The sequence below is a fragment of the Paenibacillus sp. HB172176 genome (genome assembly GCF_011947265.1).
In the GTDB taxonomy this organism is placed as follows: domain Bacteria; phylum Bacillota; class Bacilli; order Paenibacillales; family Paenibacillaceae; genus Pristimantibacillus.
In genome coordinates this window covers 13,515-29,211 of record NZ_JAATHD010000011.1, presented here as the reverse complement: position 1 = coordinate 29,211, position 15,697 = coordinate 13,515, and the positions used below count along the sequence as shown (strand labels likewise).

The 15,697-nt window shown below is 53.4% G+C and carries 13 protein-coding genes and 1 pseudogene; 1 reads left to right on the top strand and 13 read right to left on the bottom strand.

The genetic code is table 11. The annotated features are described in order from the left end of the window. Positions 1-53: 53 nt before the first annotated feature. From HFP08_RS15450 to HFP08_RS15400, 11 genes are all read right to left on the bottom strand, one after another. Complete coding sequence (locus tag HFP08_RS15450; RefSeq protein WP_168121500.1) at positions 54-1,226, bottom strand: acyltransferase domain-containing protein; 1,173 nt, start codon at positions 1,224-1,226, stop codon at positions 54-56. A 21-nt stretch (positions 1,227-1,247) separates the two neighbouring features. Continuing rightward, complete coding sequence (locus HFP08_RS15445; RefSeq protein WP_168121499.1) at positions 1,248-2,672, bottom strand: hypothetical protein; 1,425 nt, start codon at positions 2,670-2,672, stop codon at positions 1,248-1,250. After that, the gene (locus tag HFP08_RS15440) at positions 2,669-4,360 is read right to left on the bottom strand and encodes a DUF4091 domain-containing protein (protein ID WP_240941439.1); all 1,692 of its coding nucleotides are present in this window, start codon (positions 4,358-4,360) and stop codon (positions 2,669-2,671) included. Before HFP08_RS15440 ends, HFP08_RS15445 begins: the two co-directional genes overlap by 4 nt. Before the next feature lie 86 nt (positions 4,361-4,446). Beyond that, positions 4,447-5,355 (bottom strand): TolB family protein, encoded by a 909-nt coding sequence (locus tag HFP08_RS15435; RefSeq protein ID WP_168121498.1) that lies wholly within the window; start codon positions 5,353-5,355, stop codon positions 4,447-4,449. A 66-nt stretch (positions 5,356-5,421) separates the two neighbouring features. Continuing rightward, entirely contained in the window at positions 5,422-5,892 is a 471-nt protein-coding gene (locus HFP08_RS15430) for a DUF4362 domain-containing protein (RefSeq protein ID WP_168121497.1), read from the bottom strand. Further along, positions 5,885-6,502, bottom strand: coding sequence for an HD domain-containing protein (locus HFP08_RS15425; RefSeq protein ID WP_206109262.1), 618 nt, complete (start codon positions 6,500-6,502; stop codon positions 5,885-5,887). The genes HFP08_RS15430 and HFP08_RS15425 overlap by 8 nt, the downstream gene beginning before the upstream one ends. Before the next feature lie 53 nt (positions 6,503-6,555). Then, complete coding sequence (locus HFP08_RS15420) at positions 6,556-6,924, bottom strand: glyoxalase superfamily protein (protein WP_240941437.1); 369 nt, start codon at positions 6,922-6,924, stop codon at positions 6,556-6,558. Further along, positions 6,921-7,412 (bottom strand): DinB family protein, encoded by a 492-nt coding sequence (locus HFP08_RS15415; RefSeq protein WP_168121495.1) that lies wholly within the window; start codon positions 7,410-7,412, stop codon positions 6,921-6,923. The genes HFP08_RS15420 and HFP08_RS15415 overlap by 4 nt, the downstream gene beginning before the upstream one ends. After that, entirely contained in the window at positions 7,402-7,830 is a 429-nt protein-coding gene (locus HFP08_RS15410) for a hypothetical protein (protein WP_168121494.1), read from the bottom strand. The genes HFP08_RS15415 and HFP08_RS15410 overlap by 11 nt, the downstream gene beginning before the upstream one ends. Before the next feature lie 103 nt (positions 7,831-7,933). Next, positions 7,934-8,446: a DUF6886 family protein gene (locus tag HFP08_RS15405; protein WP_168121493.1), complete on the bottom strand. Its 513-nt coding sequence runs from the start codon at positions 8,444-8,446 to the stop codon at positions 7,934-7,936. Positions 8,447-8,450: 4 nt separating this feature from the next. Next, on the bottom strand, positions 8,451-9,002 hold the full coding sequence (locus tag HFP08_RS15400) for a GNAT family N-acetyltransferase (RefSeq protein WP_168121492.1): 552 nt from the start codon (positions 9,000-9,002) through the stop codon (positions 8,451-8,453). A 208-nt stretch (positions 9,003-9,210) separates the two neighbouring features. Between HFP08_RS15400 and HFP08_RS29745 the strand changes: the two are divergent. Then, positions 9,211-9,475, top strand: a pseudogene (locus HFP08_RS29745) (transcriptional regulator); the annotation flags it as partial. 522 nt (positions 9,476-9,997) lie between these two features. Here the strand turns inward: HFP08_RS29745 and HFP08_RS15395 are convergent. Both HFP08_RS15395 and HFP08_RS15390 read right to left on the bottom strand, forming a co-directional pair. After that, entirely contained in the window at positions 9,998-11,014 is a 1,017-nt protein-coding gene (locus HFP08_RS15395; RefSeq protein WP_168121491.1) for an S-layer homology domain-containing protein, read from the bottom strand. Between the two features lie 80 nt (positions 11,015-11,094). Next, a complete protein-coding gene (locus HFP08_RS15390) occupies positions 11,095-15,552 on the bottom strand; it encodes a cohesin domain-containing protein (RefSeq protein WP_168121490.1) in 4,458 nt (1,485 codons plus the stop codon). Between the last annotated feature and the right edge of the window lie 145 nt (positions 15,553-15,697).

Sequence of the window (15,697 nt, the reverse complement as noted above, 5' to 3'; positions counted from 1 at the left end):
TGACATCAGCCTTGCGTCGAAGGCTGAAGAGGACATGCATCGACGAAATGGCCTTAGAACGGCTCATCCAATAGCCTGAATCCTCCGGCGCCGTGCAGCATGCCGCCATCATCTGCATAATCCAATATCGCCCGCCTGAGCCCCGTATCCCTGCTCGCCGTTTTCCTGTCGAGCTTAGCCGAACCGAATACACGCGAATAGGTCTCTCCCTCATCCGACAGCAAGGGGAATAGATGGAACAAGCGCTGGAAATTCACGATATTGGAAGTCGCCGGCAAGATCTTCTCGAATTGCGCATCCAACAGCCAGGATGAGCAAGTGAAGGCGAAGGGCTTGCGATTCGGGAAATAGTGCCGGTAGAAAGCGGTCGCCTCCTTCATCGATGCGATGCAAGCATCCCGCGACATCCTGCTCCCTTCCGGAATATGAACATCGAGCACAAGGTTATCGCGTTCCAGCGCCAGTTCATATTCGGAGCCAGGAGCTTCGATCAATGACGGATTGGCTGTGCCGTCGGGGCGAATGACATGCCCGATGTATGCCTTATCCGTCCTCTTGTAAGCCGCCGTCCAGCTTCCCTCCGACTGCTCCTTGCGGTTCGTGCCGTTCACGAGACCGTCGCTGCGAAATTCGACGCCGGCTTCAGACAGAACGATTAAGTCCTCCTTATCCTGTTTGTTCCGCAATACCTTAACGGGATGCCTGAACTTCTCCATTACGAACTGCAATCTGCCAAGCCGAAACAAACGCCCTCCGATATGATACAGCAGCCACGGAAGATTATCGAGACCGGCTGCTCCATGTGATTTTTCATAATGCTTCATCCAAATGCGCAAATCATCCATGGTGTGGAGCAGCAGCTCTTGGGGCAGTTCCAACGAGCGATAATAAGCTTTTGTCCAATCCAGCAGCAGAACGACGAGCAGAACGGCGTATAAACCGCTGCCCGTTCCAAGCGATTCCTCGAGCAGCGCCTGCTTCGCCTGTACGCTCGCCGGAAGCTCCCTGAACACCTCGACAAATTCAGCCGGATCAAGCCGCAGGCCGTACATCTTCAATTGGCATTCCAGAAGAAACTTCCAGAGCGTGTCTTCAGCGCGAACCAGCTTGGACGCGGCTCGCAATTGTTCGATTACATCCTGCTCCAGCCCGAAGATCGCGTTGATTTCTTCCAGATGCCGCTCCGTGAAGAGCTCCTCTTCATTTCTAAGCCATGTTTCCTGCATAGCATCAACTCCCCGTGCAAATTAGAACAAAGCTGGCTTGAACGTCCAAGCCTGCAGTCGCGACATCTCCACAATATTGCGAACCTGCAAGCTCTCTGGGAAGATAACCCAATACCTGCTCCATTCGCCGTCATTCGCCGCATAATCCGCCGCGGCAAGTCTGCCCTCCATCAGCTCCACTTCTTCATTCGGCGCAACATTGTCGCGGATCATGGTCGCCATCGCGCAGGTCACCGAGACGGGATTAACGGGTTCGCCTCCGATAACAAACGCGTTCGGCATTTGCTTGAAGCCGCACACCGTCGGAAGGTCTTGGCTTATGGCTTGCATAATCGCCGAAGCGGTGAACGTTCTTGGCTCCGCATCAACCTTCTTCTCGATTGCCGCGGCGCCCCCGGTCGTCTGATTAGAAACAGGCTCGAAGGCCTTCTCCGGACCATAGATCAGCTCTGGGATCGGTTCCTCGCCAAGCAGATACTGTCTGAACACCCAGAACAGCTCGCCCGGCGAAAGCGTCAAATCTCCTAGTTCCCCATAATTCAAATCCGTCCGGACTTGAGCAGCGAAGCCGCGAATCTCTTCCTTCGTCAACATGCGCGAGTTTGATTTTTCCATAGCCAGCAATTGCTGAATGCCAATATATTCGACATGCTCGAGGGATAAGGTATAATCCAGGAATAAGCCAAACTGCTCCAAATAAAACGCCATTTTGCCCTCGGGATGCTGCTTCGGCTTCACCCATTCCTCCCTCGGCGGGTTATTGCCCTTGGCGAAGTTCACGGCATCCCAGAATTCGGAGAATACGAATTCCGTCGGGTGGTAGAATAGGCTGATGAATCCAATCTCTTCATCCATCTGCGCGTCGCAAAGCTCGTGAAATTTCCGCTTGCCGCTCTCCAACATATCCTCCTTCAGAGGAATGCTCATAATGCCGGTCAGCGCAGTCATATTGAGCAAGCCGCCGTACCAGAACGGACGGCCGCCATAGTCTACTTGATTATGGCTGTCGAGGTAGACGGGAATGCCCCATTTGCGAAGCACGGCGAAGGGATGAGGCGCCCAGGCCAGGCCGGGTTGTCCATAGCAGAGGGCGGGCTGTTCCGTAATGCGCAGCAAATCCTCGAAGCCGCCGCCTTCTCTGCGTTCGAACTCCTCGGCCCCTTCGCGGAAACCAAGCGGCTCCAAATATTCGGTCGTAACCGGATGAACGCTGTGAAGATCAGTATGATAGCCGACCTCATGCGCCTTCAATCGCCGAATAAGATCATGACGTCCGCGTCGCTCGAGCATTCGGATCTTCTCACCGACAAGCTTGAAGATACCGGTGATGCCTCTGCTGTCGAGCAGATCAAGCAAGCCCTCAAGGCCGGCTTCCGATTCCTCGCTGACGAAGTCCTCCACATCGAGCCAGAATAGAATTTTGATTGGTGTCCCGTTTATCGTCATCGCTCCGCGCCTCCTCCAGAGTTTACCTGATCTCCCGACTTTGCTGACAATAGCTCGTTAAGCTTCTCCCGTTTGCGCAGCAGCCACTCCGCTTCCTTCGGGTAGCTCTTGAAAGTAAAAGCTTCATTCAGATCCTCTTCCAGCCATCGCAGCACCTCGGCGCGTCCAAGTCTCGATTCCAGCAATTGCAACGCCCTTAAATCCTGAAGCGCTTCGAAGAACACCTCCAGCCGAATCGATTCAATCGGTCCTTCCTTGCCGGGATAGACGAGAAACGGATCTCCGGAAGGGAAGGCATGTCCCGCATCCGTCACGCGGAACGGATCGATTGGCCGTTTGGAATATTGAGAATGCCAGAAGTTATAGCCCCAATGCAGGAAGCCGCTCATCTCGTACTTGTACAGCTGCCAGCCCAGGATGCGGTTGCGGGCGGAAGGCTGATTGAAGTAGCGGTTCGACACGAATTTGTTCTGCGCGCAGCAATAATAGCACCAGAGATCCTCCGTCTCATTCGCGAGGAAGGGCTCAAGATGATTCGTGGCGACGATCGGCTTCTTCACAAGGCCCTGCTCATAGAAGGTGTAATCGGACAGCGCATCGACGACGGGAAAGTCGGACAAGTGCTTGTACACGATCGCAGCCGCGCTCTTATAGGATTCCAGATGCTGCGTCGTCGGCTCATCGGAGATATGAAAACAGCATTTCTCCGCCACGCCTCGCTGCCGTATGAATGCTGTCAGCTCCGGCAGGAATTGATTCAGGAACTCGGTATAGGCCTCGCCGTGCGCATCCGTATCCCAACCGAAGACTCGCTGCTCCGAGCCGCTTATGGACGCGATTATTTTCGGTGCATGATTCGCCCCCCACTGCGTGAACAAATGCGAAAATTCAAAGAATTGAATTCCCTTGCTCTCGCAAAGCTCCATCCATCGCGCCAGACGCTCGAACGAGAAACGATAATGGCCGTCAGCCAGAACTTCAACCCCCACCAGTTGAACGGTAGGACGCTCACCCCCGACCTCTGTATCAAGAGGGGGCGTGAACAACGGCGTTAGTATCATATTGATGCCATGCCGAGCAGCCGTTTCTACGTACGTCGAGATGAGCCTCCAATGCGCTTCGCTGAATGCTTCTACGCCGTACTGAGTCAACAAACAGTCAGTATGGAACCATTCCGTATGAATGAGCGTTTGCGGAGGCAGCGCCTCCGGCAGAACATGCAGCAGGAAGGCTTCACTGCCTAATGAAATCCCTTCTTGGTTCTCGAAATGAATCGTGATGCGATGACTGCCTGCTTCTGCGATTTCCGAGATTGGCACCGTGACCCATACGGCGCGCCATTGCCCGGGAATGGCAATCGCTTGCTGCTCCTCCGGCGGATACAGCGGATCGGGATAAAGTCCGGGCGATGTGCGCAATACATTGTCGTCATGCTCGGAGTAGCAAGGAAGCTCGGACGGTACCAGTCCGACTGACCTTACAGCAATTTCCGCTTGCAGCGTTGTTTCCGTTCGTATCAACAATGGCTTTATCATGGCATTCGGACGAAAGGCGACTTGGAAAGAGTAGGTTTCGCCCCGCAATGCGGTGGCTTCCTTCCATATCGGGGCCTGCAACTCCTCATCGGCGAACACCTTCTCCAGCGAACTGATCAATCTGGTCTCCATCTTGCGTTCCTCTGTTGGCATTTGCATATCTCCTCCTGTTCGGTTTCATTATATCCCTATTCCTTAACCGGACATATTAACCGTTCCGAACCTTTCTATACCCTTGTTTACAAGTTAGAGGCTTCTTCTGCTTTTCTAATTCGATAGCTCACGAAAGCGAGCTTCTTGCTATCCGGAGACCATGAATTGACATTCAGCGTCCCTTGCCCGCCGAACAGGTTAACGATTGTTCGATAAGCGCCGCCTTCGCTTGGCATCAGCCTGATTTCCACCTCTTTGCACGGGGGATGATCGCCTGGCGCAACATCGCCCTTGCGATACGCTATATAAGCTGTCAGCTTCCCGTCAGGCGATAGATGCGGAAACCAACTGTTGCTTTCATCCTTTGTCATTTGCGTCTGCTCGCTGCCGTCAGCCTTCATCCGCCATATCTGCATGAGACCGGAGCGTACGGAGTTGAACCAAATATATTGACCGTCAGGCGAATATTCAGGTCCATCATCCAGACCTGGCGAATCTGTCAATTGTCGCTCGACTCCGCCGACTGCGGGAATCGTATAGATATCGTATTGCCCGTTTCGTTCCGCGCAGTAAGCCAACGTATGTCCATCCGGCGACCAGCCGTGAAGATAGCTTGGACCCATCGGAGTCAGCAGCACGGGATTGCCGTCACCCATCCCAAGCACATAAATGCGGGATTTATTGTCCTCCGCCGTAGCATGGCTGATTGCGATCCGATCATTATCCGGAGACAGCACATGATCATTATTGCATCGAACGGCAAAACCGGTGTCGATCCGCTTACTTTCCTTCGAGCCAAGATCGAAGATGAATAGCTTGCCGTCACTGTTATAGATGAGACTCCTGCCATCGCTTGTCCAATTCGGCGCCTCGATGACATATCCGAATTCGGCGATAACCTCACGCTTCCCCGTTTGCACATCCACGATTTCAAGAAAACTTGCATTTGCGCTTCCTTTATCGGCTTCTTCTACTAGCAATGCTTCATTGTTCATGAGGCGCTTTCAACTCCAATCTCAGAATTTCCAAACCAAAATTTGATATCCAATCAGTCGTCTCCCTCACGGGAAGGAGATAACGCTAACCTCTTTTTCAAATGACTCCGCTCCTGTGCATCGGGATACGAACAGCCCCGTCTTCTTTTCGCCGCTCCCATTCGTAAATTTTTTCATATCGATGCTCTTGCAATCAAATGTCAGAATCTCCCCATTCGAGAAAGCATCTCTCGAAGCATCGATTCGCACGTGAACGATGTTCCCATCTGATCTAAAGTCGTATAGGACATAGCCACCCTCGAATGTTTGGGCAACAACAACCAAAAAATCCCCCTTCTGTTGCTTGAATCTCATTGCTAATCGCTCCGCTGCCGCAATCTCTTCCTTATCAAATGGCGAAGTAATCAATGTTTGATATCTCATAGGAGCTTTGTGGCCGTCCGACAAACCTGGCCAGACCAGAATAAAACAGACGATCACAGTTAGAATCGCTATACCTGTTTTCATAGCCGTCATTCTTCCTCTTGCATCATTCATTCAGATAACCCTGCTGCACCGATTTCTGTATGATGCCTTGTGCGTAATCCCACAGCTTCTCAGAACCGTTTGCAATCTCGGCATTGCGCTTCATCACTTGTCCGCTCGTAATGCCATACTTCTTCCACGTATGCCCTTCATTCAGATGATTGTGAATGAGCGGCTGCAGCCGGTCTAACGAGCTGGCAAACTTCGCTTCCTTCGTCTCTTTCTTCTCGAATTCCAGCCACAGCTCAATGAGCTCTTGCGCCTGGTCGCTTGGCAGCAAACCGAATATTCGCTTGGCCGCCGCATTCTCCCGCTCCCACTTGTCCTCATGTCCCAACGCATCATACGCAAAGGTATCGCCGGCGTCGATCTCGACAATATCATGAACGAGCAGCATCTTGATTACCTTCAACAGATCGACCTCTTGGTTAGCCTGTCCGCTGAGCACCAGCGCCATCATTGCCAGATGCCATGAATGCTCCGCATCGTTCTCCAATCTCTCGCCATGAATCGTTTTCGTCTTGCGCTCAATGTTTTTCAGCTTATCAATTTCTATAAGGAACTCCATCTGCTTCAAAAATTCGTTATCCAATTCATCACTCCTAGTTGAATGCGATCCCATTACCTAAATCATCTTTCGCTTGCTGGAACGGTAAGCTTGCCTTTCATAGGCTCCTATTCCTTATCCTCGAAGAAGACAATCCGATTGCCGAATGGATCGATAAGCCTGACTTCTTCGCTGCCCCATGGCGTCTCTACTAATCCCGGTCGCGAGAAGCCATGCCGCTTCGCAATCAACTCCCGTTGAAGCTCCCTGACGCCGCTTACTTCAATGCGAACGGCAGAGCCTGGACAAGCATCGCCGTAATGCTCCGTCAGATGGATTCGGAGACCATCCCTGGAAACCTGCATGTACAGCGGAAGCCCAGGCTCGAAGCGATGCTCGAAGTCTAATTGAAAACCGAGATAATCCAGGTAGAAATCCTTTGCCTTCGCCTCGTCAAAGATACGAAGCAAGGGAATAATATGATGCAGAGTAGTCACCCTATCGCCCCATTTTCGCGCAAATAATAAATGTAATCCGTGGATAAACCTTTGCAGCCCGCTTCGCTTAGCATCACGGCAACATTGCCGCGGTGATAGGTGCCATGATTCACCATATGCAGCATGAGATCCTTCAGCGTGTTCTCGAAGCTCTTCCCTTCTGTGTTGCGGTATGCGATGATTCGATCCATGTCGGACTGCTCCGCGAGGAATTCCGCGACCGTCTCATGGAGGTTATCCAATTCATGCTTTGCCTCGCTTACCGTGCCGAAGGTCGTCGCTCCTATGGCTGGAAGAGAGCTTCCAATTAATCGATTAAACCAACTGATATCGATATCATAAATATGTCCGAATACCCTTCCAAGATTTGAGAAGGAACCATGAAGCGTAGTCAGAAAGATATCCGCCGGCTGCTTCTCAATGTGAGCAAGGAGCTTGCGGTTCGCCCACACATGGTAGTCATGCAATTGCTGGATTTCATGCTTCATCCCATTTCACCTCGCATGTAGTGTAGCGTTTATTCTCATAAATCAAAGCATTCAACTGGTTGCCGAACGCGCAGCCTCCATCGATTCCGATTTTATCCTCTCCGAACCACACATCCGAAGAGCCGTGTATATCCTTCGCCTGAGTGTGGCCGAAGATAACCGTCTTCTGCGCCTTTGTCGGCCAGCAAATAAAATCGTTCTTTATATACATGAAGTCGCCTTCCGGCTGTTCTCTCCATTCCGTGTATGCCGGATTCAGTCCCGCATGAACATAAATGTGCTGACGATCTTCATGGTATAAAGGTAACTGGGCAAGGAATTCGATATGCTCCGGGTAGCGTTCGAGAATGTGCTTCTTCGCTCGTGAAAGGCTTGCTTGATCGATCTCTTTCATCGTAAAATCACAATAGCTTTGCAAGGTAGCAAGTCCCCCATGCTCCGCGAACTTTAATTGTATGGACTCATCTCCGCTTCTTACCAAATCGACGAAGCGCTAATCATGATGGTTCTCTTCATTAAGCTTAACCTCCCGCAAACTCAAATCGATGAATGCCGAAATCGGTAATGGAGGATTGGAGGAGCTTCTCCCGCAACGGATGAAGATCCGGCGTAAAACGGATGTCGATATTCATCGCAGCCAGTTGCTCGAGTCCATTCTCGATAATGGACTTCTGCAACGGAGTAACCTCTTGCTCGGAGATATAATAGCCCGCTGTTTCGTCAAACAAGGTGAAGGTTGAGGCAGGCAGCTCATAGCGAAATAGTGGATATTGCAGAATCCTTGACAGCCAGCGATTCTCGATCGTAAGGACAATTTCAGAGGTTGTTGGACCGAAAAAGCGCGAAGCATCCTCTTCCAATACAGATTGGCTCCTGCGATACACGATGCGCGGACAATTTCGAGGCAAGTAGAAGGTGAATTGATGCTCCTCGTCAATCGCCCACACAACCGGAGGCATGTTTTTGCGATTTTCTTTGACACGTGGATGGAAGATCGTAATGTTGTCCTCTTCGCTGAAATGGTATAAGCGCATATCGCTACTCCTTCGCTTTATATCGTTCCTTGAATTCCGATTTCGTCATGCCGTAATAGATTTCGTCGAAATACTCCCCTCCCGAGTAAATCATGCTCCTTAATCTGCCCTCCTGCACAAATCCCATCTTCTCATGAAGCTTAATGGAAGCTGGATTGAACGAGTAGACATGGGGCGTCACCTTCTGGTAATTCAGCTCGTCGAAATAGAACCGCAGGACCGTCTCAATCATTTCCTGAGCATAACCCTTCGACCGATGCTCCGGCAGAAGAGCAATGCCGTATTTGAACGTGCCGTTTCTTCTGTTGCAAGCAAAGGTCTCAATGGTCCCAACCGGCTGCCCTTCTTCATTCTCAGCTACGAAACGGAAAGCGTCCCCGATCTTTCCCTTGGCCTCGCCTTCAAACCACTTGGACTGACGCTCCGGCGATTGCGGCAATTGAAGCTCGTTCACATTCCGAGCAATCTCGTCATCGAAGGCCTGAAACAAGATCAAGTCGGAAGCCTTCATCGCTCTAAGCAGCAGCTTGTCTGATCTCCAATATTGTAATGTCATCGCGATCTCCTTTTTATGGATATTATTCAAGTATAGCATTTGCCATATGGATGTGGATAGCTGGATGAAGCGCGATCGCGAGTCGATTTATGCATATAACAAAACACGAGCTCATGATACTGGTGGAGGGTGAACCTATGAACCTATTCGAGGAACAATGTGAGAGTTGCAAGTGGAGGCTGAAAACAATTTAAGAAGATAAGCCTAACTGCAAAAAGGCCTGGAGCATGCAACATTAGAATTTCTGCGTAAGGTATGGTATCCTGCCGTCGGTAATTTTAATGATCTTCATCCTGAATATGAGGTTCGAGATCTCGGAAACGGATTTCGTTATCTGGATCTTGCCTCTATGCCAGAAAGAAGATTCAACTGTTTGCAAACAATTGGTACTCTCTTTTGTGGGGAAGTTTCTATCAATGACTGTTCCATTTGAGTTAAGCTGGGGAGAAGCTGAAGCTGTGAGATTTGCGCGCTCAGTTCCGTTAGCGCTAATCTAGATATTCGGCAATAATGATTCCTCATAATCAAATGCAGAGACGATCTACAACATTCATTGGGATCCTTTCTGATTTTGAGCATAAATCGCAGACTATTTCAGCCTTCCCTTTAATCCTTCAAAGTTGTTTAATTAAGGACTGTTTGGCGTTAGACAGACAAGTTCTAACCGGACTTTATGCTATTGCAAAAATGGCTGAAGCAGCTCGCCTGACGAATTCGAGCGTTGGCTAAGATCAACACTGTTATACCAGTGAGGTATTTGCTCATGAGATTTTTCAGAAAACTAAAAACACTGTCTGCCTTGGCTAATGTATACGTTGGACGCGCAAATGATAAGTGCCTTAGCTAAAATAATACTTGGAGTCTGTCAGAAGGAAGGATTCGGATAACTTTTCAGACATCTCTCGTTTATATACAAAATAGTAATAATATATTCCCAAGAAAATCCCTCCCAGACCCGATCCACGGGTCCGAAAGGGCATTCGTACCAGCTCCGCTTATTGCGCCAGAACATTCAAAACCGCCTTAACCGCCTCGGCTCTCGTCGCGAATTCGTTCGGCGCGAAGCGATTGCCTCCCCTGCCGCGAATCAGTCCATGCTCGGCTGCCGCCGCAGCATAGCTTCCCGCCCAGGACGGGATCTGCTCCGCGTCGGCGAAGGAAGAGCGAGCATTCGCCTCGGGCTCGATACCCAGCGCGCGGACCAGCATCGCTGTCATCTCCGTGCGTGTGATCTCTCGACCGGCCCGGAACGTACGATCTTCGTATCCCTGCATGATGCGAGCCGCAACCGTCGCTTCGACGGACAAGCGAGCCCAGGCGGGAATGGCTGCTTCATCGATGAAGCCGCCGTCAGGCCCGCCATCGCCCTTCACCCCAAGCGCGCGTATGAGCATCGCGGCGAACTCGGCCCTTGTGACGGAGAGCTGCGGCCGGAACGTCCCGTCGGGGTAGCCGTTCACGAAGCCAAGCGTCGCGGCGGAGCGAATGGCCGCTTCCGCCCAATGCCCGGCGATGTCCTTGAAGAGAGCGGGCAAGTCCACCTCCGCCGTCGAGATGGTCCGGTCAACTGCGTAAGAATTTTTAACCAGTTCCGAATCGACCAGGTTCACGGCGCTCAGCGTCATATCCGCGTCGCCTTGGCCAATCCGCCGGAACGTCAACGTAGCCAACTTAACATCCCCTGACAGCCCCGCAGCCTTTCCGATTTTGGTGAACGCATAGATGAGCCGATTCTCCTTCTCGACCGGCGCTTTGAATCCGTTCAAGTCGTTCGCGCTCTCAGCCAGCTTCAGGATGCTGGTATCGTATGCGAAGTTCAATTCGTACGCGTATGCATCAACCAGATTCTTCGCCGTCACGACGACTTGATAATTCCCGCTGTCCGCAAGCTGCGTCATCTCCAGCCGAAAGTCCGGACCCCCTTCGGCATTCGCCGTCCCGGGAGCGCCGGCCGCTGGCAAGACAATCAACAGAATAGCTGCGCATGCGATCAAATACATTCTTCTAATCATGAAGCTCATCCTCTCCGCATGATGCACACATGTCTCTGCGTTGAAAAACAGGGAGGCGACTCACGCCTCCCTGCCTGTCTCTATTGCTGCAGCCAATCGTCCAGAATCATCTGGGCGATTGCGGCCAGCGTCTGGATGTCGATCATGCCGTTGTTTAAGACATCGGCCGCTTCAATGTCGCTCCAGGAAGCATCCGAGCTCGTCACGCCGAGATAGCTTGCGATAATCGAGAGATCCGCAATGGAGAGTTTCGTCGCTCCCTCCACCAGCGTAATGATGCTGTTCTTCAGCGTCTGAACCGCAGCGTTCAGATCCACCGCGGCTTGATCGACTTGGGATTGGCTAGCCCCTGCGTCCGAATTCACGGACTGTGCCGAGCCGATCGCCGCCTGCAGCGCGCTTCTTGCGCTTGCCGGATATTGGCCCAGCTTCGTGCCTTCCGGCGCCAAGCTGTACTGTGCCTGAGCCGCTGCTATAGCCGCTGTCAGCGCATCCTTATCCGCTTCTGTCACAATGACAATTGACAAGTCGTCGGACGCTTGCGAAATATCGAATTCGGCGATCGTGCCGTTCGTCGATACGTCGAATTGGCTCAGCGACACCGTCGTGCTGCCAACAGCGGCATCAGACTTCACCTTGCCGTGCAAGCGGAACAAGTCGTCGGTCTCATCGACCGCGTTCGCTGCGCCGTCGCTCGCCATCAGCACGAGAATCTGGCCAAGCTCCGGCTTGATGGCCGTACCGATGACGTTGAAATTTGCTCTCAGCGATTCGATCGCCGACTCGGCCAAGGCCGTGCCTTCCGTGTCGAATTCCAGCTTCGCCGGATCGTATTCGACCACGGCCTGCAAGGTCGTGAAGCCGTCCGACGGATCCACCACGCCAATCGTCAGGTCCGCATTCCCGCCCGGACTTAGCGATCCGCCGCTGCCATGGATGACGCCGCTGCCGGTGACTTCTACTGGTTCCTCCTCCGAGGCGACCGCAAGTCCAATCTTCTCCCGGCTCAGCACCAGGTTGTCGAAATATCGCTCCTGATCCTGAGGCGTCCCGGCGTTCCAGTAATTCTCGAGCGAGAACCAGTTCAGTCCGTAACCCGCATTGGGACCGATCTCATAGCTTCCGATCCAGTTCAGGTCGTAGATGCCGACTTCCAACTGATCGTCGATCCACAGCTCATAGACGCCGTTGCTCTGTCCCGGATCATTGAGCTTCACATGAGCTTCGACCGCATACCATTCACCTACATGGCCCGCGTCGAACATCGGCGTGTCCGTGGCTCCTCCATTGAACCAGCGCAGATTGTCGAAGTCGTTCCACATGGTGGACTGAAGGACGCCTGCCGCATCCGTTCCGCTGGCAGGCGCCGCCGCCAGACGGTTCGTGTCTGCTGCGCTCCATACGTGAGCAATCATCGACTGCGCCCAGTTGGCGTCTTGCATGCTCGAGATGCGAGCCATTTTGTCTCCTCCGCCGCCCGTCCAGTCTTCCTGATTCTTCACATAAAAGCGGGCATACACCTCTGTCAGGTCTTCGTCCTCGGCGGCAACGGGATCGAGGTACGCGCTCGGCGTCCGTCCGTATGCCAGCTTCAGGGCGCCGGTATCATGCTGCTCGCCGTCCTCCGCCTGGAACTCCGCCTTCATGCCGGAGGATCCGCCAAGTCCGACATCACTCGTCCGGTAAAACTGGGAAGGGCTCGTATGCTCGAAATATTGATCCATCCGGTCCGATTCGAAGTCGTCGCAGAACAGCCATGCCGATTTCGGACTCGCACACTCGTCGACGAAGAACGGTTCCTCATGCACGACATTGACCGTGTAGGTCTTCACGGTCGTGCCGTCCTGCGCTGTTACGACGATGCTCGTCTGCGAGCCGCTCACGGTATAGGCGACGTTATCCCCATGCGCCGCGCCGTCTACCGTCATGGCGGCCAGCGCATCGGACAGCACCGGCGTCAGGTCGGACGTCGCAACGCCGTCCTCCAGCTTCAGCTCATACTCGGTTACCGCCGAATTGAAGGCAGGTACCAGCTTGCCGACGGTAGGGTTCAGGCTTTTCAGATTCGCGTTGTTCGTCACGACCTGTCCGGCTTCGCCGATGGCGCTGCGGCTCAGCACCATGTTGTCGAAGGCGTGGTACTCGTTGTCTCCGCCAGGCACGCCGATCTGATTGTTCGTATTGTAGATTTCGACTGCATTAATGCCGTAATTCTCGTAGCTGCCGACCCAGTCGATGCCGGTCTTGCTCGATTCGAGCTCGCCGTCGATCGACAGCTCGTAGACGCCGTTCGCCACGCCGGGATCATTAAGCTTGGCATGAACTTCGATCCTGTGCCAATCGCCCGCCGAGTCCGGATGCATGATCGGCGTCGTTCCCTCGAGCGTATCGGACAGCACGGCGCCCGTCGGATTGCCGCTGCCGTCGAATTGACCGGTGTAGAGCTCCGAATTCAGGATGCCGTCCGCATCAGGGTAATTGATGTTGATGCGCATGAAGGGCGTGTCGCCCGGTCCGTAGCCGTACACTTGCGCCAGCGGCCCGTTGTTAATCGGGGTATCCCCGGTCGCCTCGGTATTGTTGCGCAGGTAGAAGCGCCAATACAGATCGCGATGGATCTCGTCGGGATCGCCTGCCGGGATATAAGCTTCCTCGTCCGGCGTCTTCCCGAACGCCAGCTTCAGCCAGGTGCCGCTCGGGTCGGTCACCGGGTCCCCGTCGTAGTGGCCGTAATAAGACGTCATCGCCCTAGACGCCTCCATGCCTGTATTTTGAATGCCGAATCGTCCCCAGCGATTAAAGTAATCGTAATATTGATCCAGACGATTCTCCTGGAAGTCGTCGCAGAAGATCCAGTCCGGCTGCGCAACGCTGCATTCGTTGATGATCAGCTCCGTCGGATTGACGTACGTCTCGAACTTCTCGCGCACGGAAGCAGGGGCGTCATCCATGATCACAACGTTGTCGTACCACAGATTCCACGGCGTGCCGTTGTATTGATCGCTGGTGTAGTCCGCGAAACTGACCGCTCTGAACTCGTTGGAGTTAAGATCGTTGCGGTTCTTGACGTTCGTGGCGTGCAAGGTCGGAACGCCGTCAATCAGGATCATATATTCGCCGTCGCGGTTGCCATTCGAGTTATACTTCATGAAAGCTTCGTACGTATGCCACTCACCGTCCTTCGGATCGAACGGCCCGCTGCTGGTTTCGACGACGACATCCGGATCACTATGCGTGCCGTTATAGTCGATGATGGTCGCCGTGTCGTTGCCGATGCTCGATCCATTGCCGTACGACAGGGTTTTGAGCACGTCCTCCCAATAGTCCAGGCCGAAGGTCGTATTGGCATACCCATACGTGGAGGCCGGCTGAATCTGCTTGCCGAACAGCTTCAGAAATTTGCTTCCGCCCGAAGGATTGTCCATGCGGAAATCGAATTTCACGTACACCTGGGACACGTTGTCGCGCGAAATCGTACGTGCGAGATAATGGTTGCCTTGCCCGGTAATCGGCACCTTGGCGGCATGCGAGCCGTCCACGCCGCCCGTCTGATCGACTTCAATGTCGGAGATCCCGCGCCAGCCATGGTTCATCGGCACGTCCGTATAGTTCTCGAAGTCATCCTCGAACAGCACTTGAGGCGGATCGCTTGGATGCACGGCTTCGGGGATGGCCGGGGCCACCTTCTCGCGGCTCAGCACCATATTGTCGTAATTGCGGTATTGAAGCGGTGTATCGGTTGCGCTATTGTAATTGCTGATCTGCACGGCGTTGAAGCCGTAGTCCTCGTAGCTGCCGAACCAGTCGATATTGTCCTGTCGGAAAATAACCCGCTCGTTGGCCCACAGCTCGTACACGCCGTTGCTCTGGCCGGGATCGTTCAGCTTGACGTGAGCTTCCACCGCGTTCCACTCGCTGTTGTCCTCCAGACGAAGCAGCGGATATTCGGTAACGGTGAGGCCGCTTCCCTGTATGCCGGTCGGCACGCCGTTCCCGTCGAAGGCCGCCGTGCGGTACGAGGTGGAGACATCGCCGCTGGATACGTCGATGCTGATCTGGGCGATGACCAGATCATCCGGTCCGTAGGCGTAGAGCTTCGCGAGCTCGCCGTTCGTTCCGACCGACCAGTCCTCGTCGTTCTTCACGTAGAAGCGCCAATAGAATTCCTGCACGACCTCGTCGGGATCTCCTGCCGGCAGATAGGTCGCGTTGTCCGGCGTCTTGCCGAATGCGAAACCCAGATTGCCGGGGCGCGAATACGAGCCCTGGAATTGGGCGAGCATCGAGGCTGAGCCGTCAATGCCTCCGTCTGTCGCAAGACCGAACGTGCTCGGTTTATTTTGCAAATAATAGCTGCTTAGCCTGTCCTGCTCGAAGTCGTCGCAGAACAGCCACGCCGTCTGAATCGCGTCGCATTCGTTAACCGTCGGCTCGTCGGCCATCGCCGCGTGCGGAGGCAAGAACGGAATAAGCAGCAGCACCGCGAACACAATCATAGAGCAGCGGACAAGCAGCATGCGTTTGTTTGGAAGTACCATGGTGAATATTCCTCCCTTATCCGATTATTCTGTCGGTTGCCATGCGGGGCGGATGCGATTCTGGGGTTGAAAGGTCTCTCGTTATCGATTCCTCCTATTCGGGCTGGATTGCACGCAACGCGATGAATTCCGTCTCAGTATACGT